Origin of the sequence: Pseudidiomarina mangrovi (genome assembly GCF_003999375.1) — a bacterium.
Lineage (GTDB): Bacteria > Pseudomonadota > Gammaproteobacteria > Enterobacterales > Alteromonadaceae > Pseudidiomarina > Pseudidiomarina mangrovi.
In genome coordinates this window covers 227,494-251,609 of record NZ_RJLC01000014.1, presented here as the reverse complement: position 1 = coordinate 251,609, position 24,116 = coordinate 227,494, and the positions used below count along the sequence as shown (strand labels likewise).

Sequence of the window (24,116 nt, the reverse complement as noted above, 5' to 3'; positions counted from 1 at the left end):
ATCACCATGAGTTGTTATAGTTATGTGAACTACTACTGAAAAGGAATTTTTATGGCTCGGTCATGGCTGCTATTCATGGCGTCGCTACTAGCGATTGGTTTAATCAGCCTAGTGCCTATTGGTGAGGCGCGTATTGTTCCTGAGCGTTGGTCTCAACCACTCAGTGCGGCCGAGCTTTCCGCGAGTCAGTTAGCCCCGCCGACTATTCAGTTTGATGACCCAAGCATGGCCGAGACGCGGCAGATTTTGTTACGCTTTGCTGAGCCTATCAGTATTGCTGGGGAATTACCCAATCCAGAACAAATTGCCGCGATAACTATTGAAGGCGAGTATTTTCCCGGTTGTCGCTGGCGCTTTGTCGGCACCACTGCGCTAGCCTGTGATTTAACCAGCGCGTTACCGCGAAATTCAGAATTTGTGCTGACCGTGTCTGGTGATTTTTCGGCGGCCGGAAAGCGCTTGGCCGAACCCGCGCAGTTTACCCTCACCACCGCTATGTTAGATAAGACCAGTAGCTTGCCATCACAGATTAATCTCAAGGTTGATTTTACCGCCAATAGTGCTGAACTTGAGGTCACAATTTATGCTTATGGCAGGACTATCTTCCCTGAGGGTGGTGACAGTTCTGAACAGGCCGATCCGGTTGAAGATGCATGGTTGTCAGCGTTGACGGATCATTTGACCCTGATTAACCCAGATCGTGGTGTTGAGCAGCTAAAAATGTCTCGCGAGGATGATGAGTACACCATCAGCTTGAATGTGACCAAAAAGCTGACACAGTTCGGGAAGTTTCAGGTGGTGTTGCCAGCGGGGTTGTGGTTGCCGGGTAGCAATCTGCCGCTAGGCAAGGATTTGGTGTTGGGTGAAATTCAACGGGAAGAACACTTTGGTTATATGGGTTATCGCTGTCACGACGATTTTGATAGCTATTTTGAGCAGCCCACTGAGTTGCAGAGTAGTCTTCTCATTGACTGCCCAACCAGCAATGTTGAACTCTTGTTTAGCCATAATTTCCCGATTCCTGAGTACCAAGCGCGCCGCGAAAGAGATGGTTATGGCCACCAGCTGCAGTGGTTGGATTGGTTAGGCGGTAATGCCGGGCTTAGTCGGTTAATGATGGCTGATAACTCGTTCTATCAAGTCAGTTTATATTTACAGCCGGAGCAGCAATACCAACTTGATCTAGCTGGATTGTGGCAAGCGCACGCAATGCAAGAGGCAGGTATTAAGGCGCCATTAACTGCTGTGGTCCCTCTTGCCACTGCGGCTGTATTCAATGACTGGTGGCCGGTGTTTGAGGCTCCTGAAATTCATAACGACTATGATGTTGTGAAAAAGGTGGCGCAACTACGCAGTGGTGACGCGCTGCAAATTGGGGTCCGCTCGTTGGAGTCGTTGACGCTGCAATACGATGTAATGACCTCAGCGCAACAGTTGCTGGATCGGCTCAATGGGAAGCGCTCGAGCACATTGTTGCAAATGACGTTTGCTGATCAGCAAGAAGGCAACCTGTACCCACTGCCGATTACTGATCAGCTGCCTACGGGAGGCGTGGTCTGGATTGATGGCCCGCAGCAGGTGCGTGGCACTGGAGTGCCTAATACGCCTTATCGGCTGCAGGACTTGGTGCAATTTGATGACTTTTTGCTGCAGTACCGGGGTTTCCAGAACGGCATGATTGCAACTTGGGATTGGAGCGGTCTGCCACTTCGTGGTGTTGCTGTTTATAAAGTCTGTCAGGGCGATGCCAGCCCAATTTATTTAGGTGAAAGTGACAGCACCGGTTCCCTGGCAACACAATTAGTCGCGCCCACTGAGTCAAAGGATGAGCCAGATACTTGCTGGTTATGGGGGAGTCTCGGCGACCGTCATGCCAGTGCTGCTCTTGAAGATATAGAGGCAGTACAAACAGCAGTGGTCGGCCACCTATCGGTTGCTCAATCACAATTGCGCCGCGACGACCTATTGCATGTTACGGTGGATATCTTACATCGTCATCACCAAGCACTGAACCCGTCACTATTAAAGTTGGAATTACTGCACCAAAAAAGCCGATATGAGCTGCCCTTGTCCGAGCTTTCGGAACATGGCTTAGCGTCAGCAACCTTCCGCTTTCAAGAGGCCATGCCGTTGGGCTATTACCATCTAGAGCTCAGTTATGATGGTCAACTCATTGATTCGGTGTATCAAATTAATTTAACTGAATTTATTCCTCCACAGATGGAGCTTACAACCACGCTCACAGTGGACCCAAATGACTTGTCGATGGTGACCGTGAGCGGAAGTATCAAGACGGTAGCTAAGGCGGGACTGGCTAATCAGCAGGTTGAAATGAGTCTGCAATTTTACGAAAATTTGTATATCGAGGCCGCCGCTAATTGGCCAAAGAACTGGGATTATGGCTTTTGGCTCGAGTTTTTTGAGCAGTCGAAAGCAATCAAGCTGACAGAAACCCACTCTACCGATGCCGCTGGGGTGTTCATCGGGGACTTTAAAAATCCTTTTCCCAATCGTCACGTTAGAGCCACACAGAACGTACAAGCAAGTTTACCCAACGGTGAAGTAGTACAAAGCACTAATCGACTCTCTATTTATGGTTTACCGTACTATGTTGGATGGCGCTATAGCTCCGATGACAGCATTGAAGTGCGATTATTAAATCGTGACGGCGAGTGGCTTGATAGCTTTCCCAGCGATGGCCATCGGGTAGAACTCTGGACCCGAGATGACGAGCCGAGTGAATTGCTCAATAGCTGTGTCGTTGATGGTGCTCGGGCTCACTGTCGTTTACCGCCTAAGGCTCAGTCGCAGTTACGCATAGTGACTGCCGACTATATGTTTACCGATACTATCTCTCAGCGTAATCGGGTTGAAGGCAAAGAACTCGTATTGAAGGCCCCCACTAGCATGATGTGGGGCAGCGAGCAGCAGATCACGGTGCACAGTGACATCGCCCAAACAGCGGTTTTGTGGATTTTCTCCGATCAGCTCATAGAAGCGCGCCGATTGGAATTAGTGGCGGGAGCTCAATATCTTCACGTATCACCGCAGCAAAGCTGGGGTACTGCTGTTACCTTTGGGTTGAGTTATTGGCAAGATAATACGCTGGCTTATGCTGAACAACAGGTTCTGTTAGTGACCAATAGTGCACCACTGCAGGTAAGTGTGGCGGTGCAGCAAGCCCAATTGACTCAGCAAGGGCAACAAACCATTACCGTGACCAGTAATCACGACAGTACGGTACAGTTGTGGCTGATTGATGAAAGTGCCTTAGTAGGTGAGTTTGCAAGCATACCTGTTGCTAAGTATTTTGGTACCTTGGATGCGTATCACTGGCAGCGCGATCTATCATTTAGTCAGAGTAGTAGCCTTGATTACCCGAAGCAAAGCATTGCCAATGGTTTTTATGGCTGGTTTGGCGGCACTAACTATAAACAATCTTACTCACGACGCCACCGCGTGCCCCCTCCCATGAGTCCGTCCGCTGATATGGCGCTGCACGATAGCCTATCAAACTCGGAAGACCCGCGACTGATTCTTTGGCAGCCGCAGCTAGAGTTGAAAGCAAATCAGCCGGAAGTGATTGAGGTCGCATTACCGCCCCGAGCTACTCGTTGGACTGTGGTAGCGGTTGCCGCCTCGGGCATTCAAAGAACCGTGGTTGAACAAGTTTTTGATCGGGTCATGGCCGTTGAATTTAGTGCCTACGCGGCGCCCATTAGCTATGTCGGCGATCACCTTCAATTGGCGGTTACAGCGACTAATCGCGACGCACAGCCACAGCAACAAGCTGTCACGGTATCACTCAACGACCAACCGCTTGGCGTGGTTAAGTTTACCTTGGCGGGCAATCAAACCCAGCGTCAAAGTCTATCGCTACCGGCGCTGCCGCAAGGTGCTCATAGAGTGTTGTTAACTAGTGCAGATAGGCAACAGACACGCCAGCTTGATTTGCAAGTCCTCAGTAACTTACAAGAGCAGCAGCAAACTGTTTGGAACCAGCATCTGGGGCCGCAATCGTGGCAGTTGCCTACTGCTGCACAAGGAGTGCGCTTTGCGTATACCAGTACTGCCAGTTTAGATTTGCAGCAGTTGCAGCAACGGCGGCCGCTAATAAGTTGGCCGCAACAGTTGAATGAGGCGTTTCGATTGGCCAATCTAGCTGATTCTCAGCGTACTGGCGGGCATTCAACACAACTCGCAGCAAGGCTCACCAGCTATCACTTTAATACTTATGATAAGCGCTTCAATCGGTACGATTATTTCAGTCGCCCTAATGATGATTGGTTGACCGCTTACAGTCTTTTAGTATTGCATCGAATCAGTCAGCTACCGGTCGGTCAATTGGCTGGAGAGATTGTTCAGCAGGTTGATGCCGAGCAAGTGCTCGAAACGATCATCACCGAGAGTACGGATAGTAATGCGCAGGTATTGGCGTTATGGGCCTTGGTTGAATTGCAGCAACTGAGTTGGCAGCAATTTACCGATTACGCGGAACAAGTGCGTAGCACCGGTGATATAACCACGTTGCTACTATATGTCGCCAGTATGCAGGGATATCCGGAGTCCGAAGCACTGCGGCAGCAATTGCTTTCTCAACTCAGCACACAAGGATACCAAACCGCCACCGGCGTGCTTCTGAACGATGCCCTGCAACACTGTCTGGTGCTGTATACCCAGCCAACCGATTCAGCTATCTATAACGCCAGTTATCAACAACTAGGAATCTCGCTTCCCACCACTGGGGATATTGAGTTTGGTCTTTGCCAAATGATACTAGCGACGGTTAAACCACCGCACCAGTTGTCAGGGCGAGTATCGGTGAGTGCGCTTGGCGCATCAGAGTCTGGTCGCTGGCAAGTGCAGGTTGACCAACCCCAGCGCTTTATTAGTGCCCGCTATAACCTGCCTATAACTAGCCTCCAGAGCGTGCAGCAAGGGCTGGCGCTTAGCCGAACCTACAGGATTTATCGGCAGGGGACGTGGCATGATTTGCAGCCATCAGACCAGGTGATGGTTGGTGATTTGATTGAGGTTCAGCTCACCATCAATAGCCCGACCGAGATTGACCAGGTGTCCGTCACCGATGTGTTACCGGGTTCATGGTATACGAATTTAAAGCGCTCGAGGTCGTGCTGGTTTTACTGCTACGTACACACAAAAGGTAATGCGGTGTATTACTACTACACCGACTTGCCAGCAGGAGAGTCGGTGATTCGATATCAGGTTGAAGTGCGGGCAGGTGGCAGTTATTTGGCCCCGCCGGCGCAACTCCAGGTCGATGGGGTGGATGAGCTTAAGGCGCGCACGGAAGCGGTGCGTTGGACCATAAACTAGTCGTCACCAAGCACTTTACGCAATTTGGCGGCCAGTTCATGGAGCCGATAAGGTTTGCTGATCAGGTGCACGCCAGCGTCAAGGCGGCCATGATGCACAATGGCGTTCTCGGTATAGCCGGAGGTAAACAGTACTTTTAGCTCGGGCCGTGACGCCAGCGCGCGGTCAGCCAGCAAATTGCTCCAGCTTTTGCCCAACATAATCAATTTCGCCGGTGGGTGTTGCGGTCCAAATTTGCACCGGCAGGCTTTCTACCAATGCTTGAAATTGGTCTTGTTTACGTTGTTCGTCGGCTAAACTTGATGCCTGCTCGGCAACCTTATGGCGATAACTAGCGGCCAACCACACAATCACCATCAATGCGACCATGGCCCCAAAGCGGTTCAACACCACAAAGGTGGTTGAAAAGCCCGGCGGTGGCGGAGGTGACACAAAATAGCCGGCAATGATGAGCACCACCACAATCAGGCTGAGTGTTTGCATGCGCCGTAGCGAATTATAGCGTACGCAAATCAGCAGTATGGGGATGTATAAAAAGCCGTGAGCAAAGCCCAGTTGAGTCAGCGGTTCGGTGGCGAAAATAGCGGCGCAAAGGGCCAATCAAATGGCTGAAACCCGATAGTTAGCCAGCTTTTCTGTCAAGGTTGCCGTACGGTGATTCATTGACTCGTCCTGGCGGTTTGAATGCTTGGGCAAAAGATAAATTGAGTGTAGCGGCAAATTTTATTTGCCGATGCAAAAGCTGCCAAAGATCTTGCTGAGCAGGTCATCGGAGGTGAATTCGCCGGTGATTTCGTTGAGGTGTTGCTGGGTGAGGCGCAGTTCTTCAGCCAGCAATTCGCCGGCGAGATTCTGTTCTAACTGGTCGCGGCCGAGGAGTAGGTGCTCACGCGCGCGGTCGAGGGCATCAAGGTGACGGCGGCGCGCCATAAAGCTGCCTTCGTTGGTGGCTTGGTAGCCCACGCAATGCTTTAAATGTTCGCGCAATAATTCAATACCATGACCGGTTTTGGCGGATAAGTGCACCACTGGAATGCCAGCAATGTGGTCTAGTGCAACCGGCTCGGCGCTGAGGTCAACCTTGTTGCGGATCACCGTGTAGGGTAGCTCATCAGGCAATTCAGCGAAGAACTCCGGCCAAATATCGGCTGGGTGCACGGCGTTAGTTTCACTGGCATCGACCATGAACAGCACGCGGTCGGCGCTGCGAATTTCTTGCCAAGCGCGCTGAATACCAATCTGCTCCACTTCATCGGGGCTGTCACGTAAGCCCGCAGTATCTATGATATGCAGCGGCATGCCATCAATTTGAATGTGTTCGCGCAACACATCGCGGGTGGTGCCAGCAATCGCGGTGACAATGGCCGATTCACGACCCGCTAAGGCATTCAGTAAGCTGGATTTACCAGCATTGGGGCGGCCCGCGATCACCACTTTCATACCTTCGCGTAGCAACGAGCCTTGCTTGGCTTGCACCGTCACTTCGTGCAGCTGGTCAATGATGCTGTCCAGATCACCGGCTACTTTGCCATCGCTGAGGAAATCAATTTCTTCATCGGGAAAATCAATCGCTGCTTCCACGTACATGCGTAGGTGAATGACGGCGTCGACGAGCTTGTCGATCTCATGGGAAAAGCCACCTTGTAAGCTTTGCAAAGCCGCCCTAGCGGCCTGTTCCGAGGTGGTTTCAATCAGATCGGCAATGGCTTCGGCTTGGGTGAGATCAAGCTTGTCGTTTAAGAATGCACGCTCACTGAATTCACCCGGGTGGGCTGGGCGAATGTCGGGAAAATCCAGCACCGCTTTAACCATCATGTCGATTAATACGGGGCCGCCGTGACCTTGCAGTTCTAGGACATCTTCACCGGTAAAGGAGTTGGGGCCAGCGAAAAATAATGCAATGCCTTCATCGAGCAGGTTGCCGTCGAGGTCGCGAAAGGGGAGAAATTCAGCTTTACGGGGTGGCGGGCAATGACCGAGCATGCGCTCGGCCACTGTTTTGGCCATGGGGCCACTGATGCGAACAATACCAACGCCGCCACGACCGGGTGGGGTCGCTTGGGCGACAATGGTATCGTTTCTGAGTGCATCTGCCATGGGCTTACACCGTTACTTTTTGCGGCGTTCCATCATGCCTTGTTTTTCAAGGCCACGATAAATCCACTGCATTTGCGCAATAGTAATCAAGTTGTTGCTTAACCAGTACAGTACCAAACCTGATGGGAACCACAGGAAGAATACGGTAAAGATCACCGGCATATATTGCAGGATCTTCTGCTGCATTGGGTCGGTTGCCGGGGTTGGTTGCAACTTCTGCATCACGAACATTGATGCGCCCATCAAGATCGGCAGAATATAGAACGGGTCTTTCGCCGATAAGTCTTCGATCCACAGGAACAGTGGTGCGTGGCGTAATTCTACCGATTCCAACAGCACCCAATACAGCGCTAAGAAGATAGGTAATTGCAGCAACATCGGTAAACAGCCGCCGAGCGGGTTTACTTTCTCATCTTTGTAGAGCTTCATCATGGCTTGCGACATTTTTTGACGGTCGTCGCCATAACGCTCGCGCAGTGCCAGAAGTTTTGGCTGAATCATGCGCATTTTTGCCATCGACACATATTGCTTTTTGGTCAACGGGTACAACAGCATCTTGATGATGATAGTGACTGCAACAATCGATAGCCCCCAGTTGACCAAGAAGCTTTGCAGGAATTGCAACAGCTTGAAGATGGGCTGTGCTAGCCACCACAAGAAGCCGTAATCAACGGTCAAATTGAGGTCATCGGCCACTAATTCCATAGCGTCTTGGTCTTTTGGACCAATAAACAATGTTGAGCGAATTTCTGCACTCGCACCCGGGGCTACCATAGTGACAGGGTACTGCAGGCCGATAATGGCTTGGTCACCATTGATCACGCGAGAATAGAGGGTTTTAACGCCTTCCGTACGCGGAATCCACGCCGATACAAAGTAATGCTCAAGCATTGCTACCCAGCCCTTTTCAGTGCTGCGGTTGAGGCGTGCATCGCGCATGTCGTCAAAGGCGTATTTTTCGTAGCGTTCTTCGTCCCATGAATAGGCCGCACCACGATAAGTTGGCATCATCATGTTGCCTGAAGCTTCGGCAATAATTTGCTTTAACTGAGCATAGAACTGCATTTGCTTGTGTTCAGCGCCGGCATTATTGATGGTGTAAACCACATCAACGGCGTATGAGCCAGCCTTGAATACGAAGGTTTTAGTAATGCTGCTACCGTCTTCTAATTGCAAAGACAGCGGAACTTCAAGAGTGTCGCCGCGCATTTCGTAGCTTGATTGTTCCACATAGAACGTTGGCCGCCCGGCGCTGGTGTCGGTGCCGTGGGTGCCGACTAGCCCTGATTGCGCCACATAAAGATTGTTGGCGGTTGGATGCAACAGCTCAAAGCGTTCCTCTGAATCTTGCGTGCGGCCAAACTGAGTGAGCTGAGCCATGACGATGTCACCACCGAGTGGGTCAATCTCAACGTTTAATAGGTCGGTCGATACCCGCACACGCTGCTGGCTGACAGTGCTCGCCGCAGGAGTGGATGACTGTGGCTCAAGCGACGTTGCTTCTGGTACAGCTGTGTCGGCAGTAGCAATCGGCACACCGGTATCAGCGGTTGGAACAGTCGTTTGTTGTTGCTGTACTGGCTGTGTGCCAGGAGGAGCGGTATCAATCAGCCAACTTTGGTAGAGAAAAAAGCTCACTACTAAGAAAGCGATAAACAAAATGGAACGTGGCGAATTCATAAGTCCTTCGTCTCTTTGTTACGTCGTGGAACCGGGTCGTAGCCGCCCGGATGTCCGGGATGACATTTGCCGATGCGTTTCATGGCAAGCCAGAAGCCCCGCATCATACCATGCTTTTCGATAGCTTCTATGGCGTACTGCGAACAGGTTGGTTGAAAGCGGCAACGCGGGCCTAACAACGGGCTAATTAGCCATTGGTAGAGGCGGATGAGGCCAATAGGTATTGCTCGCAACGCTTGCTTATAGTTCGCCATAAATAGTTCAGTCGGTCTTGCAAGTCGTCGTTGGTGAGTTCTACCACGCCGTTCTTGGCAATCACAATGATATCGAATGCCGGTATTTTATACTGTTTCAGCCGAAATGACTCGCGAATCTGACGTTTTATGCGATTACGATCGACAGCACGTTTAGCACGTTTCTTAGAAATCGTGACACCAATACGCGCATGACTGAGTAGATTGGGTACAGCTAAAAAGGTCAATTCAGCCGTGACAGCTTTGACAGGGGGATTGTTGAAGACTTGCTGAAAGTGAGCGGGAGTTAACAATCTTAACTCCCGTCCGTACTTAAGCGTGTTCAATTACGCAGACAGTACTTTACGGCCCTTGGCACGACGGCGAGCCAAAACTTGGCGGCCTTTCTTGGTAGCCATACGAGCACGGAAACCGTGAGTGCGTTTGCGTTTCAGGACGCTTGGTTGAAATGTTCTTTTCATGACGTTAATCCGTATTCGGGTTGCCTAAAATTAAGAGCGCGAATTCTATCGGTAAAAAGGATCAAAGTCAACGCTAAAAGCTATCCACAGAAAGCCTTTCTGGCGGTTTTTGATTGTGGATAACAAAGCAGCAATTCATCGCATTATTTTGCCCTGAGGCTAGCGATCTGAGCACTAGTTCAGTACAATCAAGTCATCCTATTTGCGTCATCATTGCAGTATTTGGCGGGTGGTCAACATCACCATTCGGCGAATCATCAAGTGTCCGCGCAAGCCAATAATAATAACAGCATCAGCAGGGAGATAAGGGTGAATCAAGCGCTTTGGCAACATTGCTCTGAACGACTACAAAGCGAGTTGACCACGCAGCATTTTAACACCTGGATCAAACCGCTGCAGGCTGAACTGCGCGATGAAACACTTATCCTCTATGCACCGAATTCTTATGTCATAGATTGGGTGAAAGATAAGTACCTGACAATGATCAGCCATTTCTTAGGCGAGATCGCGACAGACAAAGGTATTAAAACGCCGAACGTTGGTTTTGAAGTAGGCCGTCTGGCTAAAGCCGATGATGCCCCGCAAAAAACATCTGGTCGCACGCCAGTTCGCCCTAGCGCTCCAGCAGCAGTTGGCTCACCGCCCCGGCGGCCAACGCCGTGGGATAACGACGGTACGGTGCTACCCATCTTTGAGTGCAATATTCACCCCGAGTACACCTTTGATAACTTCGTTGAAGGTAAATCGAATCAATTAGCTCGCGCAGCAGCATTGCAAGTAGCCGAGAACCCGGGCGGCGTATACAACCCACTGTTTGTGTATGGCGGTACGGGCCTGGGTAAAACCCACTTATTGCACGCCATAGGCAACGGCATTATTGCCCACAAGAAAGACGCGAAAGTGTTCTACATGCGTGCTGAGCGATTCGTGCAAGACATGGTCAATGCCATAAAAAACAATACCATGAACGAGTTCAAGCGCTATTACCGCTCGGTCGACGCGCTACTGATTGACGATATTCATTTCTTTGCCAACAAAAAGGGCTCGCAAGAAGAGTTCTTTCATACCTTTAATGCCTTGCTTGAAGGCAACCAGCAGATCATTATGACCTCTGACTTGTACCCAAAAGAAATTGAGGGGGTTGAGGATCGGCTGCGTTCGCGCTTTGGTTGGGGTTTGACCGTAGCTGTTGAGCCGCCAGAGTTAGAAACGCGGGTGGCAATTTTAATACGTAAGGCCCAAGAGCGTGGTATAACCATGCCTCATGAGGTGGCGTTTTTTATCGCTAAGCGCTTGCGCTCAAACGTGCGGGAACTTGAAGGCGCTTTGAATCGTTTGGCAGCCAATGTTAATTTGACTGGGCGACAGATCACTATCGATTTTGTCCGTGAAGCGTTACGCGACCTAATTGCAGCCCAAGAAAAGCTGGTAACCATTGATAACATTCAGAAAACCGTTGCCGAATACTACAACATTAAGATGTCTGATCTGTTATCAAAGCGGCGCACACGGTCGGTGGTTCGGCCACGGCAATTAGCCATGGCGTTAGCCAAAGAGCTCACCAACCACAGCTTGCCGGAAATTGGTGATGCTTTTGGTGGCCGTGATCACACCACGGTACTGCACGCATGCCGACAAATTCAGAGCCTGAAAGAGGCTCAACATGATATAAAAGAAGATTATCGCAACTTAATTCGTACGTTATCTGCGTAAACAACAGGGGACTGTGGGGATGAAATTTACCGTTAGCCGAGATGCGTTACTGAAGCCGCTGCAAGTTGTGAGCGGCGCCGTAGAACGTCGACATACTATTCCGATTCTCTCAAATGCACTGATTCAAGTCAGCGGCGACGAGATTCGTCTTACTGGTACGGACTTGGAAGTTGAGCTTGTTGCCCGATGTGCGGTAGATAAAGCGGTAGACGGCCAGGTCACGGTTCCGGCCAAAAAGTTTTTAGACATTATTCGCAGCTTACCTGATGGCGCTACCGTAGAGTTTAGCGCGGCTGAAGATAAGGCACTGGTGCGCTCAGGTCGCAGTAAGTTCTCACTGGCAACCCTGCCTGCCGAAGATTTCCCCAATATCGATGATTGGGACAGCGATATTCAGCTGGTGACCTCGCAGACTATTTTGAAAGGCTTGATTGAAGCCACGCATTTTTCTATGGCAAATCAAGACGTTCGCTACTATTTGAACGGTATGTTGTTTGAAACCGACGCCAACGTGCTGCGCACTGTAGCAACCGATGGTCACCGTTTGGCCATGAGCAGCTGTGCCATTGGTCAACCGAATTTGACCGGTCGCCAAGTGATTGTGCCACGTAAAGGCGTGATGGAATTGATGCGCCTTTTAGATTCGCCAGATAGCGAGATAAAAATTGCGATTGGCACTAACCATGTTCGGGTAGAAACCAACGGCATCAGCTTCACCTCTAAGTTGGTGGATGGCCGTTTCCCTGATTACCGCCGGGTATTACCACAAGGTGGTGATAAGGTGGTGATTGCTGATCGCGAGTTATTGAAGCATGCCTGCTCACGCGCAGCTATTTTGTCCAATGAGAAATATCGCGGCGTACGTGTTAGCCTGAGCTCTGGTGAAATGTGCTTAACCGCTAATAACCCGGAGCAGGAAACTGCAGAAGAAATTATTGAAGTGGACTATCAGGGTGACTCGCTAGAAATTGGCTTTAACGTGAGTTATCTGATTGATGTATTGAATACCGTACAAGGCAGCAAAGTGAAGTTAACTCTATCGGGCCCAGATGCAAGTGGCTTGATTGAAGATAGCGAGGACGACTCGTCATTGTACGTTGTTATGCCAATGCGTCTGTAATATGCATATTGAAGCATTAGCACTGAGCCAATTTCGTAATTTTGAGACGGCGAAGTTTGCACCAGGCAAGACTGTGAACTTAATCGTTGGTGCTAATGGAAGTGGCAAGACAAGTTTGTTGGAATCGATTTACTGCTTAGGCTTTGGTCGTTCGTTTCGTATCGGCACCTATAAGCAGTTGATCAAACACGAGGCAAAACAGTTCACGGTGTTTGCTCGTGTGATGGAACAGAATGGTGAGCGTCATCAAGTCGGTTATCAGCGCGATGAAGCTGGTGAGGTTGAATTACGCATTAACCAAGAGAAAGAAAAACGTATCGCCGCGTTGGCTCGTTTGGTGCCAGTGCAGCTCATGACACCTGAGAGCATTGAGCTGGTTTTAGGCGGCCCTAAGCAGCGGCGTCAGTTTGTCGATTGGGGTGTGTTCCACGTGGAACATTCCTTTTATAATGACTGGGTCAACTTCAGCAAGCTGTTAAAACAGCGCAATAGTTTGCTGAAGCAGAAGCGCTTTCACGCTGATCGCGCATATTGGGACCAGCAATTTGCTGCTTACGGTGAACGGATTAAGCAACACCGAGAAAGTTACTTGGCGGGGTTTTTGCCGGTACTGGTGGAACGGCTGAAGGAATTTTTGCCGAACTATGCATTCACTTTTCAAATGCGCCACGGTTGGGATAAAGAGCTTGGGCTCGCGGATGCTCTCGAGAAGCATTTGGAAAGTGACATGCGCTATGGACATTCAACGGTTGGGCCGCATAAGGCCGAACTGAGAATACATGCCAATGGCGAAGATGTTCGTAGTTTATTATCGCGAGGTCAAACCAAGTTGTTGGTGGCCGCGCTTAAGTTAGTGCAGGGCGAGTACTTGCAGCAAAAGACTGGCGTTCAATGTATCTATTTGGTGGACGATATTACCGCCGAATTAGACACATCAAGCCAGGCTAAATTTTGTGAGGCGCTTGTTGCCACACAATCACAGGTTTTTGTATCAGCCATTGAAGTTGGTGAGCTTGCTCACTTACTACAGAGCGCGGATACCAAAATGTTCCACGTGGAACATGGAACCGTCACGGAACAATAGAGAAGCATCGTTATGTCAGAAAATGAATATGGCTCGTCCAGTATCAAGGTCCTGAAGGGGCTTGATGCAGTAAGAAAGCGTCCTGGTATGTACATCGGTGACACCGATGACGGCACCGGGCTACACCACATGGTATTTGAGGTGGTCGATAACTCTATCGACGAATCGCTTGCTGGTCACTGCAAAGACATCTTAGTCACTATTCACAGCGATGGCTCAGTTTCCGTTCGCGATGATGGCCGTGGTATTCCAGTTGATATTCACCCAGAAGAGGGCGTATCGGCTGCACAAGTTATCATGACTGTATTGCATGCCGGCGGTAAGTTTGATGATAACTCGTACAAAGTATCGGGCGGCTTGCACGGCGTGGGTGTGTCGGTGGTTAACGCGCTATCCGAAAAATTACAGCTGACCATTCGTCGCCAGGGCCACGTCTATGAGCAGTTCTACAAGCTCGGCGACCCAGTCGCGCCATTAAAACAAATTGGCGATACCGATAAAAAAGGTACAGAAATTCGTTTTTGGCCAAGCCCAGTTATCTTTACCGACGTTGAATTCCACTACGATATTCTAGCAAAACGCTTACGCGAGCTATCATTCCTGAACTCGGGTGTTTCGATCAAGCTACAAGATGAGCGTTCAGATCGTAGCGACCACTTTATGTATGAGGGTGGTATCGGTGCGTTCGTGACTTATTTGAACAATAAGAAAACGCCCATTCACCCAAACATGTTTTATATCTCGCAAGAACGCGATGATGGCATTACCGTTGAAGTTGCCTTGCAATGGAACGATTCATTCCAAGAAGGCATTTACTGTTTTACCAACAACATTCCGCAGCGCGATGGTGGTACCCACTTGGCCGGTTTCCGTGCCGCGCTAACGCGTACGTTAAATAACTACATGGAAAAAGAAGGCTTGAACAAAAAGTTCAAGACCAACGCAACCGGTGATGATGCCCGTGAAGGTTTAACCGCGGTTATCTCGGTCAAAGTTCCGGACCCGAAGTTCTCCTCACAGACCAAAGATAAGTTGGTTTCGTCTGAGGTGAAGTCGGCCGTTGAACAGTCTATGAATGAGAAGCTCAACGAGTACTTGCTTGAGCATCCGAAAGACGCACAAATCATTGTCGGCAAAATCATTGATGCCGCCCGTGCTCGTGAAGCGGCTCGAAAAGCGCGCGAAATGACACGCCGTAAAGGTGCGTTAGACATTGCAGGGTTACCAGGCAAACTGGCCGACTGCCAAGAAAAAGACCCAGCACTTTCTGAACTGTATATCGTGGAAGGTGACTCGGCGGGCGGCTCTGCCAAGCAGGGGCGTAACCGTCGATTCCAAGCTATTCTGCCGTTGAAGGGTAAAATTCTCAACGTTGAAAAAGCACGCTTTGATAAGATGTTAGCATCACAAGAAGTTGCCACCTTAATCACCGCGCTCGGTTGTGGCATTGGCCGTGATGAATACAACCCAGATAAAATTCGCTATCACCGTATTATTATCATGACCGATGCTGACGTCGACGGCTCACACATTCGTACCTTGCTGTTGACCTTCTTTTATCGCCAGCTGCCTGAGATCATTGAACGTGGCTATGTGTATATTGCTCAGCCGCCGCTGTATAAAGTGAAAAAGGGCAAGCAAGAAAGTTATATCAAAGATGACCCAGCCTTGATTCAATATCTAACCAGCTTAGCGTTAGATAGCGCGTCACTGCATGTTAACGCTGATGCCCCTGGTATCAGTGGTCCACACCTTGAGGCGTTGGTCAATGATTACCAATTAGCCCAGAACAGCATTCGCAACCGTCTGTCGCGTCGTATGCCGGAAGATTTCTTGCAGCGCTTGCTTTATGCGCCGCGTATTACCGAAGAAATGATGGCTAATCAATCAGTTATGGATGGTTGGGCGACAGAGTTACAACGTGACTTAACCGCCCGTGAAATCAATTCAGCGACTTATACTTTGTCGGTGCAACATGACCCAGAGCGTAATCGTTATTTGCCAGTGGTGACCGTACGTCGCCACGGTATTGATACCGATTATCCGTTGAGCTTCGAGTTCTTGATGTCACGCGACTATGACCAGTTGGTATCTATTGGTGAAAAGATCAATGGCTTGGTAGAAGCCGGCGGCTTTGTTCGCCGTGGCGAAAAAGAGAAACCAATCAAAGACTTCGTTGAAGCCGTTGAGTGGCTGATTGCCGAATCCAAGCGCGGAATCTACATTCAGCGTTACAAAGGTCTTGGTGAAATGAACCCAGAACAGTTATGGGAAACCACTATGGACCCAGAGACTCGGCGCATGCTGAAAGTGACTATTGAAGACGCCATTGGCGCTGACCAATTGTTCACCACGCTGATGGGTGATGATGTTGAGCCACGCCGCGCCTTTATTGAAACCAACGCGTTACGGGTGGCAAACCTCGACGTGTAGTGTGCCTTTAGTACACTTTAGTGCACTTAAGGCAACGCCTACAAAAAAGCCCGAACTAGCAACAGTTCGGGCTTTTTATTAGCTTGAAATCAGGCTACGAAGTAGGTTGTCCAGCCTAGTTCAGCAGCGAAATATCGGCAATCTGCAAGAACTGCTGCTGCAGCTGACCGAGGAGGGCTTGACGGTTGGCACGCACTGCATCATCGTCAGCGTTCACCATTACGCTCTCAAAGAAGGTATCAACCGGTGCTTGCAAGGCCGCTAATGCGCTTAAGGCGGCGTTATAGTCACCTTTGGCTAAGTGTGCCTGTGCCGCAGCAGATGCTGCCGTCAGCGCGTCATACAGGGCGGTTTCTGCACTTTCTGAAAACAACGCTGGGTTGACGGAGCTGGCAATCTCGCCGGATACTTTGGCCAAAATGTTACTCACCCGCTTGTTGGCCGCAGCCAGCGCACTTGCTTGCGGCAACTTACGGAATGCGGTGACCGCATGCACGCGTTGATCAAAATCAAGCGGACGCGTGGGGCGGCGCGCTAACACCGCCTGAATGACATCGATATCAATCTGCTGCTCTTGGTACCACGAACGGAAGCGGCCCAGCAAGAAATCAACCACATCGGCTTGCACCGTAGCAGAGGTCAACAATGAACCAAAACTGCTGGCGGCAATGCTCACCAACTGCTCTAAGTCCAGCGGCAGCTTTTTCTCGACAATGATCCGCAGTAAGCCAATGGCGGCGCGGCGCAATGCAAAGGGATCACGGTCACCTTTTGGCACCATGCCAATACCAAAAATACCAACCAGGGTGTCCAGTTTATCGGCTATGGCTACCGCCGCGCCGGCCAAACTGTCGGGCAATAAATCACCCGAAAAGCGCGGCAAATAATGCTCATAAATGGCTTCAGCGACACCGGGCGCTTCGCCGTCGTTACGCGCATAGTGCATGCCCATCACGCCCTGGGTTTCAGGGAATTCGGACACCATGTTTGAACTCAAATCGGCTTTACATAATAATCCGGCACGCTCTGCAACCGCGCTATCTGCCCCCATCAATTCGGCAATAGCGCTGGCCACTTGCGCGATACGGTCAGACTTTGCCTGCACTGAGCCTAGGTCTTTTTGGAACAGCACATTGGCTAATTGCTCACGGCGTTGGGCTAAGCTGACCTTCTTATCGCTGTTGAAAAAGAACTGTGCATCGGCCAAGCGTGGGCGTACCACTTTCTCGTTACCGGCAATAATTTGCGCGGGATCTTTACTATCAATGTTGGTGATGAAAATAAACGCCGGCAGCAAGTTGCCCTGTGCGTCCTGCAACGGAAAGTAGCGTTGGTCGTCTTTCATGGTGACGATTAATGGCTCTTTAGGTACGTCCAAGAAGCCCTCATCAAAACGTGCCGATAACGCGACGGGCCACTCCACCAAGGCGGTGACTTCGTCTAGCAATGCGTCATCCTGAACCACCTGGCCACCGAGTTGCTGTGCGAGCTTGTCAATGGCACTGACAATGAGTGCGCGACGCTGCGCAAAGTCAGCTACCACATGCGCGCCCAGCAGCGCCTTCTCGTAGTCATCAGCATGGCTTAATTGCACGCCGGCAGGGCAGTGAAAACGGTGCCCTTGTAAGTGCGTACCCGACGCAATGCCCAATATTTCACCGCCAATCAACTGGTCGCCATATAGCATGGTGATGGTATGAACTGGGCGAATAAACTGCGCATCAGAACTGCCCCAGCGCATAGGTTTTGGTATAGGCAGTTGCTTCAACGCTTGGCGCACGATTTCTGGCAACACCGCCGCCAGTGGCTGGCCTTTTACCGTGGCTTTGTAGAGCAACCATTCACCCTTGTCGGTGACCAGCCGCTCGGCTTGATCCACCTCAATGCCGTTTGACCGTGCCCAGGCTTCAGCGGCCTTAGTGGGGGTGCCGTCAGCGGCAAAAGCGGCTGCCACGGCGGGGCCACGTTTCTCAACTAGACTATCGGCTTGCTCAGAATTTAACGCCAGCACTTGCACCGCCAACCGACGTGCCGATGCGAATGGCTTGACCGCGCTAAAGCTAAACTGCGCATCGTTCAGTAATTGTTGTAGCGCTGCGGTAAAAGCTTCGCTTAACCCTTTAAGTGCTTTTGGTGGCAATTCTTCGGTGCCAATTTCAATCAGTAACGTATTCTGTTGCACGACTTAAGCTCCTTGTGGCGTTACTAACGGAAAGCCCAACGCTTCACGCTTGGCGTAGTAGGCTTCGGCACAGCCTTTGGCCATAGTGCGCACGCGCAAAATATAGCGCTGCCGTTCAGTCACTGAAATAGCATGGCGGGCGTCGAGTAAATTAAAGGCATGGGAAGCACGCATGACCTGCTCGTAGGCAGGCAGCGGAAGAGCGGCTTCAAGTAAGTGCTCACACTCTTTCTCTGCTGCGTCAAAACGGGCAAACAAGGTTTCAACATGAGCATGTTCAAAGTTGTAGGTCGATTGCTCCACTTCGTTCTGATGGAACACATCACCATACAAAATGGTACCGCGCGGGCCCTTTGCCCACACCAGGTCATAAATAGAATCGACACCCTGAATGTACATGGCTAAGCGCTCAAGACCGTAGGTGATTTCGCCCGCGACAGGCTTACATTCGAGCCCGCCAACCTGCTGAAAATAGGTGAACTGCGTCACCTCCATGCCGTTCAGCCACACTTCCCAGCCTAAACCCCAGGCGCCCAAGGTAGGCGACTCCCAGTTATCTTCAACAAAGCGAATATCGTGCACCAAGGGGTCAAAGCCGAGCATTTGCAGTGAGCCCAAATACAGCTCCTGAATATCACTTGGTGATGGCTTCAAGATCACCTGAAACTGATAATAATGCTGCAAACGGTTGGGGTTTTCACCGTATCGGCCATCGGTTGGGCGACGGCACGGTTGCACATAGGCAAAGCTAGCCGGCTCAGGGCCAACCGCGCGCAAAAAAGTCATTGGGTGAAAGGTGCCAGCGCCCACTTCCATATCTAGCGGTTGCACAATGGCACAGCCTTGCTGCGCCCAATAGTCTTGGAGCGCCAGAATCAGGCCTTGAAAGGTTTTTACGTCGTAGCTCGCCATGCTGCTTCTCTTGCTGATTTTTAATCCAAATTGGCGTAAATTATACCCTGTGTTTGCGCTCGGTGACAGGACGCCATGCAAAATGACTGAGACAATTCAACGCTGCAGCTGGTGTGGCAGTGACCCAACCTACATGCACTACCACGATACTGTGTGGGGTAGGCCGGTGAGCGATAGCCGCGAGCTGTTTGAAAAGCTCTGCCTCGACGGTCAACAAGCCGGACTGAGTTGGATCACCATTTTGCGCAAACAAGCTAGCTATCAGCAGGCTTATGCCGACTTTGACCCCGATGCGTTGCTGCAATTGCCAGCCAGCTATCAGCAGGAACTGCTGCAAAACAGTGGCATTATCCGTAATAAACTAAAGATTGAATCAATATTTAAAAACGCTAGGGCGTACGTAGCGTTGCGTGATCAAGGTATCGATTTTAATCAATTTTTATGGCAATTCAGCGATGGCCAGCCGCGTATTTTCGCCCGCCAAGGCGGTGATGTACCTACCTCAGACGCGGTGTCTGATGCCATGGCCAAGGCCCTGAAAAAAGCCGGCTTTAACTTTGTCGGCACCACCATATGTTATGCCTTTATGCAGGCAGTCGGCATGGTTAACGACCACTATGTGCATTGCCATTGCTATGAACCGGTGTGCGAAGAGATGCGTACCTTCCAACTCGAAAACCCATTTTCGTCAACTTAAGTAGAGACTGATGTTAGAAATTATTCTTGCTGATTTTCAAAATCCGAAACACCGCCAAGCCGTGGTTGCCATGCTCGATGCCTATGCCCAAGACCCTATGGGTGGTGGCGAAGCGTTACCCGAGGCAACCAAGCAAACCCTCGCCGATGAAATGGCCAAACGTGACCATGTGTTCTCACTGCTGGCTTTTGACGATGAGCAACCGGTCGGGTTAGCAAACTGCGTGGAAGGTTTTTCCACCTTCGCCGCTAAGCCGGTGATGAACATTCATGATATTGCGGTGATTGCCAGCCATCGCGGCAAGGGTATCGCCAAGCGCTTGTTGCAAGAAGTGGAAACCCTGGCGCAATTCCGCGGCTGCTGCAAACTCACCCTCGAAGTACTGCAGGGCAATCACCCGGCCAAAATCGCCTATGAGAAATTCGGCTTTAAACCGTATCAGTTAGGGCCAGACATGGGCTTAGCTGAGTTCTGGCAAAAGTATCTGTAATGAGCGCCACGGTTCAACTCGATACTCTCGGTCTGCGTTGCCCCGAACCGGTGATGCTGATCCGTATTGAAATACGCAAGCTGCAAGTCGGCGATCTGCTCGAAGTGATCGCCGACGACCCCGCCACTACTCGTGACGTGCCGGCCTTTTGCCGCTTCATGGAGCACCAACTGGTGAGCGCCGACACCAGCGCTGCGCCGTATCGCTACGTGATCCGCAAGCAATAAAAAACCCGCAATGGCGGGTTTTTGATAAGCGTAAGCAAGCGCGGTTTAGATGCGCTCGTATACTGTGGCGATACCTTGGCCAAGACCAATACACATAGTGGCTAAGCCGAGCGTTGCGTCTTTGCTTTCCATCAGGTTGATCAAGGTGGTCGAGATACGCGCACCTGAGCAGCCGAGTGGGTGGCCTAGGGCAATGGCGCCGCCGTTTAAGTTCACGCGGTCTTCCATTTTGTCCAAAATGCCGAGGCCTTTTAATACCGGCAGCGACTGCGCGGCAAAGGCTTCGTTGAGCTCGAACAAGTCGATATCATTGATGCTCAAACCAGCACGTTTCAGTGCTTTTTCGGTGGCTGGCACTGGGCCATAGCCCATGATCGACGGGTCACAGCCAGCAATAGCCATGCTACGAATGCGTACCCGTGGGGTTAAATCCAAGGCTTTGGCTTTATCAGCAGACATCATCAGTACCGCCGCAGCGCCATCAGACAAAGCTGATGAAGTGCCGGCTGTGACGGTGCCGTTGACCGGGTCAAACACCGGCCGTAATGCCGCTAAACCGTCAATGGTGGTTTCTGGGCGAATCACTTCGTCATGCTTGATCAGGCGTAAAATACCGTCAGCGTCATGACCTTCAATAGGCAGAATTTCGCGGCCAAAACGGCCTTCAATGGTCGCTAAGTGTGCTAACCGGTGCGAGCGTGCGCCAAAGGCATCTTGCTGGGCGCGGTCAATGCTGAACTTACGGGCTAACAGTTCAGCCGTCATGCCCATCATACCGGCCGCGCGGGCAACCGATTTGTTCATACCCGGGTGGAAATCAATGCCGTGGTCCATCGGTACGTGACCCATGTGCTCAACACCACCGGCAATAAACACCTCACCGTCACCGGCCATAATGGCGCGGGCGGCATCATGAATAGCTTGCATGGACGAGCCACATAAACGGTTCACGGTGACCGCACCGACTTTATGTGGAATGCCCGCAATCAGCGCGGCATTACGCGCTACGTTGAAGCCTTGCTCGAGAGTTTGCTGCACACAGCCCCAGTAGATGTCTTCCAGTTCATTGACGTCCACACTGGGATTACGCTCAAGTAAGCCGTTCATCAGGTGTGCCGACAGATCTTCAGCACGAACATGGCGGAATACACCGCCTTTTGAGCGCCCCATAGGGGTGCGGATGCAATCGACAATCACTACGTCTTTCATAAATTCCTCCGTTAACCCGCTAAGTATGAGCCGCCATTCTGTGCTTTCGCACGCAGGCCGTCAGTGACTTGGAACATTTCGCCTAAATGCGCGTATTTATCGGCTAAGGCGACGAAATTGGCATAGCCAACGGTCTCTAAATAGCGGAATGGGCCACCACGGAACGGTGGGAAGCCTAAGCCGTAAAGCAACGCCATGTCGCATTCGGCAGCGCTATCGACAATACCTTCTTCAAGGCAGCGCACACATTCGTTCACCATTGGGATCATGCAGCGAGCGATGATTTCATCAGCGCCGAGTTCTTTGCCGGTAATACCAAGCATGTCATACACTTCAGGGGCTTTTTCTTTCGATGGCCGACCTTTTTTGTCAACGCCATAGTTGTAGAAGCCTTTGCCATTTTTCTGGCCGAAGCGCTCTGCTGCCGCCATTTTCGCTACCGCGCTATTGGTATCGCGGGGCATGCGGGTTGGGAAGCCGTCCGACATCACCACTGTGCAATGGTCGGCGGTATCAATGCCGACTACGTCAGACAAGTAAGCCGGGCCCATAGGCCAGCCGAACTGCTTTTCCATGACCTTATCGATGCCAGCAAAATCAACGCCTTCATCAACCATGCCAGCAAAGCCAGCCAGATACGGGAACAGTACGCGGTTGACTAAGAAGCCCGGACAATCGTTGACGACAATAGCGGTTTTACCCATGCGCGCGGCGTAAGCCACGACGGCGGCTACGGTTTCGTCTGAGGTGTCTTTGCCACGAATCACTTCAACTAATGGCATTTTGTGCACTGGGTTAAAGAAGTGCATGCCGCAGAAGCGTGACGGGTCTTTCAGTGACTTGGCTAAGCGATCAATAGAGATGGTTGAGGTGTTCGAGGTGATAATGGTATCGGCGCTGACCAAGCTTTCCACATGGGCCAACACTTTGCCTTTCACCTCAGGGTTTTCAACCACCGCTTCAACCACAATGTCTACGCCCTTTACCGCGTCGTCAGACAGCGTTGGGGTAATCGATGACAGCACCTTGGCCATCTTGTTGTGGTCCATACGGCCTTTTTCTACCAGCTTACCTAAGATTTTGCTGGCTTCTTTCATGCCCAAATCAAGCGCTGCTTGGCGAATATCCTTCATCACTACCGGTACGCCTTTGTAGGCTGACTGGTAGGCAATACCGCCGCCCATAATACCAGCGCCTAACACTGCGGCACGATTGATGGCTTTGGTGGCAACTTTAGCGGCTTTCTTGGCTTTACCTTTGACCAGCTGGTCAGCAAGGAAAATACCCACTTGCGCGCGGCAAGCATCGGTTTGAGTCAGCCCAACAAAGGCTTCGTTTTCGGCTGCTAACGCGCCTTCACGAGCCTGCCGTGCGCCGTTTTCAATGGCGGCAATGGCAGCGTGTGGCGCCGGGTAGTGCTTGCCCGCTTGCGCGGCGATCATGGCTTTGGCGGTGACCAAGGTCATGGTGAGTTCGGTATCGTTAGCTTTCAATGCTTCCAGCTTTGGTTGCCGTTTGGCGCGCCAATTGAGGTCACCATCGGCGGCTTGTTTAGCCATGGCAAGGGCCGCGTCACGCAGCTTTTCTGGGGCCACCACCGCGTCAACTAAGCCGACTTTAAGCGCATCAGCGGCGCTATTATTTTTACCGGTGGCAATACATTCAATGGCGTTATCAGGGCCAATGATGCGCGGTAAGCGCATGGTGCCGCCAAAACCAGGAATCAAGCCTAGCTTTACTTCTGGCAGGCCAATGGTGGCAGTGGTATCGGCCACCCGATAATCACACGCTAGTGCCGCTTCACAGCCGCCGCCAAGAGCAAAGCCGGTAATAGCGGCTACGCTGGGGACCGGTAAATCTTCCAGTTGGTCGAACACCCGTGAGGCCATAGCGACCCACTTTTTGGTTTGTTCAACGTCGGCAAATAAGGTCAGAAATTCGGTGATGTCAGCGCCAACAATAAAGGTCGGCTTGCTGCTGGTGACAATCACGCCGCGTAAATCAGCGGTATTTTTCAGCGCGGTCAATGCGGCACTGAATTCTTGCAAGGTTTTCTGGTCGAACTTGTTGACCGAGCCGGCTGCTGCAAATTGCAAATCAGCAATGCCCTGTTCAACAAACTCAACCCGAATGCTATCACCCTGATAAATCATAAACGGTCTCCTTTACATTCCGTAGCTACAGATTTTCGGCTTGCGTTCGGTTAATGTGGTAGTGTTA

General features: G+C 51.1%; 19 protein-coding genes. 8 read left to right on the top strand and 11 right to left on the bottom strand.

Annotation, left to right across the window (positions count from 1 at the left end; translation table 11 throughout):
- Positions 1-51 precede the first annotated feature (51 nt).
- Positions 52-5,337, top strand: coding sequence for an alpha-2-macroglobulin family protein (locus tag EFO84_RS06940; protein WP_127347321.1), 5,286 nt, complete (start codon positions 52-54; stop codon positions 5,335-5,337).
- Here EFO84_RS06940 and EFO84_RS06935 read toward each other — a convergent pair.
- From EFO84_RS06935 to rpmH, 7 genes are all read right to left on the bottom strand, one after another.
- Positions 5,334-5,513: a response regulator gene (locus EFO84_RS06935; protein WP_127347320.1), complete on the bottom strand. Its 180-nt coding sequence runs from the start codon at positions 5,511-5,513 to the stop codon at positions 5,334-5,336. The two genes, EFO84_RS06940 and EFO84_RS06935, sit on opposite strands and share 4 nt — an antisense overlap.
- A complete protein-coding gene (locus EFO84_RS06930; RefSeq protein ID WP_127347319.1) occupies positions 5,503-5,820 on the bottom strand; it encodes a hypothetical protein in 318 nt (105 codons plus the stop codon). The genes EFO84_RS06935 and EFO84_RS06930 overlap by 11 nt, the downstream gene beginning before the upstream one ends.
- 240 nt (positions 5,821-6,060) lie before the next feature.
- On the bottom strand, positions 6,061-7,434 hold the full coding sequence (gene mnmE, locus EFO84_RS06925) for a tRNA uridine-5-carboxymethylaminomethyl(34) synthesis GTPase MnmE (RefSeq protein ID WP_127347318.1): 1,374 nt from the start codon (positions 7,432-7,434) through the stop codon (positions 6,061-6,063).
- Between the two features lie 12 nt (positions 7,435-7,446).
- Positions 7,447-9,114 carry a membrane protein insertase YidC gene (yidC, locus tag EFO84_RS06920; protein WP_127347317.1) on the bottom strand — a complete coding sequence of 556 codons (1,668 nt, stop codon included), beginning with the start codon at positions 9,112-9,114 and terminating at the stop codon, positions 7,447-7,449.
- Positions 9,111-9,368: a membrane protein insertion efficiency factor YidD gene (gene yidD, locus EFO84_RS06915; protein WP_127347316.1), complete on the bottom strand. Its 258-nt coding sequence runs from the start codon at positions 9,366-9,368 to the stop codon at positions 9,111-9,113. Before yidD ends, yidC begins: the two co-directional genes overlap by 4 nt.
- A complete protein-coding gene (gene rnpA, locus EFO84_RS06910; protein WP_127347315.1) occupies positions 9,302-9,694 on the bottom strand; it encodes a ribonuclease P protein component in 393 nt (130 codons plus the stop codon). Before rnpA ends, yidD begins: the two co-directional genes overlap by 67 nt.
- Positions 9,695-9,829 carry a 50S ribosomal protein L34 gene (gene rpmH / locus EFO84_RS06905; protein ID WP_127347314.1) on the bottom strand — a complete coding sequence of 45 codons (135 nt, stop codon included), beginning with the start codon at positions 9,827-9,829 and terminating at the stop codon, positions 9,695-9,697.
- Positions 9,830-10,138: 309 nt separating this feature from the next.
- Between rpmH and dnaA the strand changes: the two genes are divergently transcribed.
- Genes dnaA through gyrB form a run of 4 tightly spaced genes read left to right on the top strand, consistent with a single transcriptional unit; the run spans position 10,139 to position 16,179 of the window.
- Positions 10,139-11,542: a chromosomal replication initiator protein DnaA gene (gene dnaA / locus EFO84_RS06900; RefSeq protein ID WP_240642657.1), complete on the top strand. Its 1,404-nt coding sequence runs from the start codon at positions 10,139-10,141 to the stop codon at positions 11,540-11,542.
- A 19-nt stretch (positions 11,543-11,561) separates the two neighbouring features.
- Complete coding sequence (gene dnaN / locus EFO84_RS06895) at positions 11,562-12,662, top strand: DNA polymerase III subunit beta (RefSeq protein ID WP_127347313.1); 1,101 nt, start codon at positions 11,562-11,564, stop codon at positions 12,660-12,662.
- 1 nt (position 12,663) lies between these two features.
- A complete protein-coding gene (gene recF, locus EFO84_RS06890) occupies positions 12,664-13,746 on the top strand; it encodes a DNA replication/repair protein RecF (RefSeq protein WP_127347312.1) in 1,083 nt (360 codons plus the stop codon).
- Between the two features lie 12 nt (positions 13,747-13,758).
- On the top strand, positions 13,759-16,179 hold the full coding sequence (gene gyrB, locus EFO84_RS06885) for a DNA topoisomerase (ATP-hydrolyzing) subunit B (protein WP_127347311.1): 2,421 nt from the start codon (positions 13,759-13,761) through the stop codon (positions 16,177-16,179).
- Positions 16,180-16,294: 115 nt separating this feature from the next.
- On the opposite strand, the gene glyS is transcribed toward gyrB, so the two are convergent.
- Together glyS and glyQ are read right to left on the bottom strand one after the other, a co-directional pair.
- Positions 16,295-18,361: a glycine--tRNA ligase subunit beta gene (gene glyS / locus EFO84_RS06880; RefSeq protein WP_127347310.1), complete on the bottom strand. Its 2,067-nt coding sequence runs from the start codon at positions 18,359-18,361 to the stop codon at positions 16,295-16,297.
- 3 nt (positions 18,362-18,364) lie between these two features.
- Positions 18,365-19,273 (bottom strand): glycine--tRNA ligase subunit alpha, encoded by a 909-nt coding sequence (gene glyQ / locus EFO84_RS06875; RefSeq protein WP_127347309.1) that lies wholly within the window; start codon positions 19,271-19,273, stop codon positions 18,365-18,367.
- Positions 19,274-19,355: 82 nt separating this feature from the next.
- On the opposite strand from glyQ, the gene EFO84_RS06870 reads away from it, so the two are divergent.
- From EFO84_RS06870 to tusA, 3 genes are read left to right on the top strand one after another with little or no spacing between them, the layout of a single operon-like run.
- Positions 19,356-19,970, top strand: coding sequence for a DNA-3-methyladenine glycosylase I (locus EFO84_RS06870; protein ID WP_127347308.1), 615 nt, complete (start codon positions 19,356-19,358; stop codon positions 19,968-19,970).
- A 10-nt stretch (positions 19,971-19,980) separates the two neighbouring features.
- Positions 19,981-20,460 (top strand): GNAT family N-acetyltransferase, encoded by a 480-nt coding sequence (locus EFO84_RS06865; RefSeq protein ID WP_127347307.1) that lies wholly within the window; start codon positions 19,981-19,983, stop codon positions 20,458-20,460.
- Entirely contained in the window at positions 20,460-20,687 is a 228-nt protein-coding gene (gene tusA / locus EFO84_RS06860; protein ID WP_127347306.1) for a sulfurtransferase TusA, read from the top strand. The genes EFO84_RS06865 and tusA overlap by 1 nt, the downstream gene beginning before the upstream one ends.
- A gap of 45 nt (positions 20,688-20,732) precedes the next feature.
- Here tusA and fadA read toward each other — a convergent pair whose 3' ends face one another.
- Positions 20,733-21,896: an acetyl-CoA C-acyltransferase FadA gene (fadA, locus tag EFO84_RS06855; protein WP_127347305.1), complete on the bottom strand. Its 1,164-nt coding sequence runs from the start codon at positions 21,894-21,896 to the stop codon at positions 20,733-20,735.
- Positions 21,897-21,907: 11 nt separating this feature from the next.
- Positions 21,908-24,049 carry a fatty acid oxidation complex subunit alpha FadB gene (fadB, locus tag EFO84_RS06850; RefSeq protein WP_127347304.1) on the bottom strand — a complete coding sequence of 714 codons (2,142 nt, stop codon included), beginning with the start codon at positions 24,047-24,049 and terminating at the stop codon, positions 21,908-21,910.
- Positions 24,050-24,116 lie beyond the last annotated feature (67 nt).

Excerpts from the sequence above, each read along its gene's own strand:
- EFO84_RS06940 (WP_127347321.1), top strand. The coding sequence starts at position 52 with ATGGCTCGGTCATGGCTGCTATTCATGGCGTCGCTACTAGCGATTGGT.
- EFO84_RS06930 (WP_127347319.1), bottom strand. The coding sequence starts at position 5,820 with ATGCAAACACTCAGCCTGATTGTGGTGGTGCTCATCATTGCCGGCTAT.
- mnmE (WP_127347318.1), bottom strand. The coding sequence starts at position 7,434 with ATGGCAGATGCACTCAGAAACGATACCATTGTCGCCCAAGCGACCCCA.
- yidC (WP_127347317.1), bottom strand. The coding sequence starts at position 9,114 with ATGAATTCGCCACGTTCCATTTTGTTTATCGCTTTCTTAGTAGTGAGC.
- yidD (WP_127347316.1), bottom strand. The coding sequence starts at position 9,368 with ATGGCGAACTATAAGCAAGCGTTGCGAGCAATACCTATTGGCCTCATC.
- rpmH (WP_127347314.1), bottom strand. The coding sequence starts at position 9,829 with ATGAAAAGAACATTTCAACCAAGCGTCCTGAAACGCAAACGCACTCAC.
- dnaN (WP_127347313.1), top strand. The coding sequence starts at position 11,562 with ATGAAATTTACCGTTAGCCGAGATGCGTTACTGAAGCCGCTGCAAGTT.
- recF (WP_127347312.1), top strand. The coding sequence starts at position 12,664 with ATGCATATTGAAGCATTAGCACTGAGCCAATTTCGTAATTTTGAGACG.
- gyrB (WP_127347311.1), top strand. The coding sequence starts at position 13,759 with ATGTCAGAAAATGAATATGGCTCGTCCAGTATCAAGGTCCTGAAGGGG.
- glyQ (WP_127347309.1), bottom strand. The coding sequence starts at position 19,273 with ATGGCGAGCTACGACGTAAAAACCTTTCAAGGCCTGATTCTGGCGCTC.
- EFO84_RS06870 (WP_127347308.1), top strand. The coding sequence starts at position 19,356 with ATGACTGAGACAATTCAACGCTGCAGCTGGTGTGGCAGTGACCCAACC.
- EFO84_RS06865 (WP_127347307.1), top strand. The coding sequence starts at position 19,981 with ATGTTAGAAATTATTCTTGCTGATTTTCAAAATCCGAAACACCGCCAA.
- tusA (WP_127347306.1), top strand. The coding sequence starts at position 20,460 with ATGAGCGCCACGGTTCAACTCGATACTCTCGGTCTGCGTTGCCCCGAA.
- fadA (WP_127347305.1), bottom strand. The coding sequence starts at position 21,896 with ATGAAAGACGTAGTGATTGTCGATTGCATCCGCACCCCTATGGGGCGC.
- fadB (WP_127347304.1), bottom strand. The coding sequence starts at position 24,049 with ATGATTTATCAGGGTGATAGCATTCGGGTTGAGTTTGTTGAACAGGGC.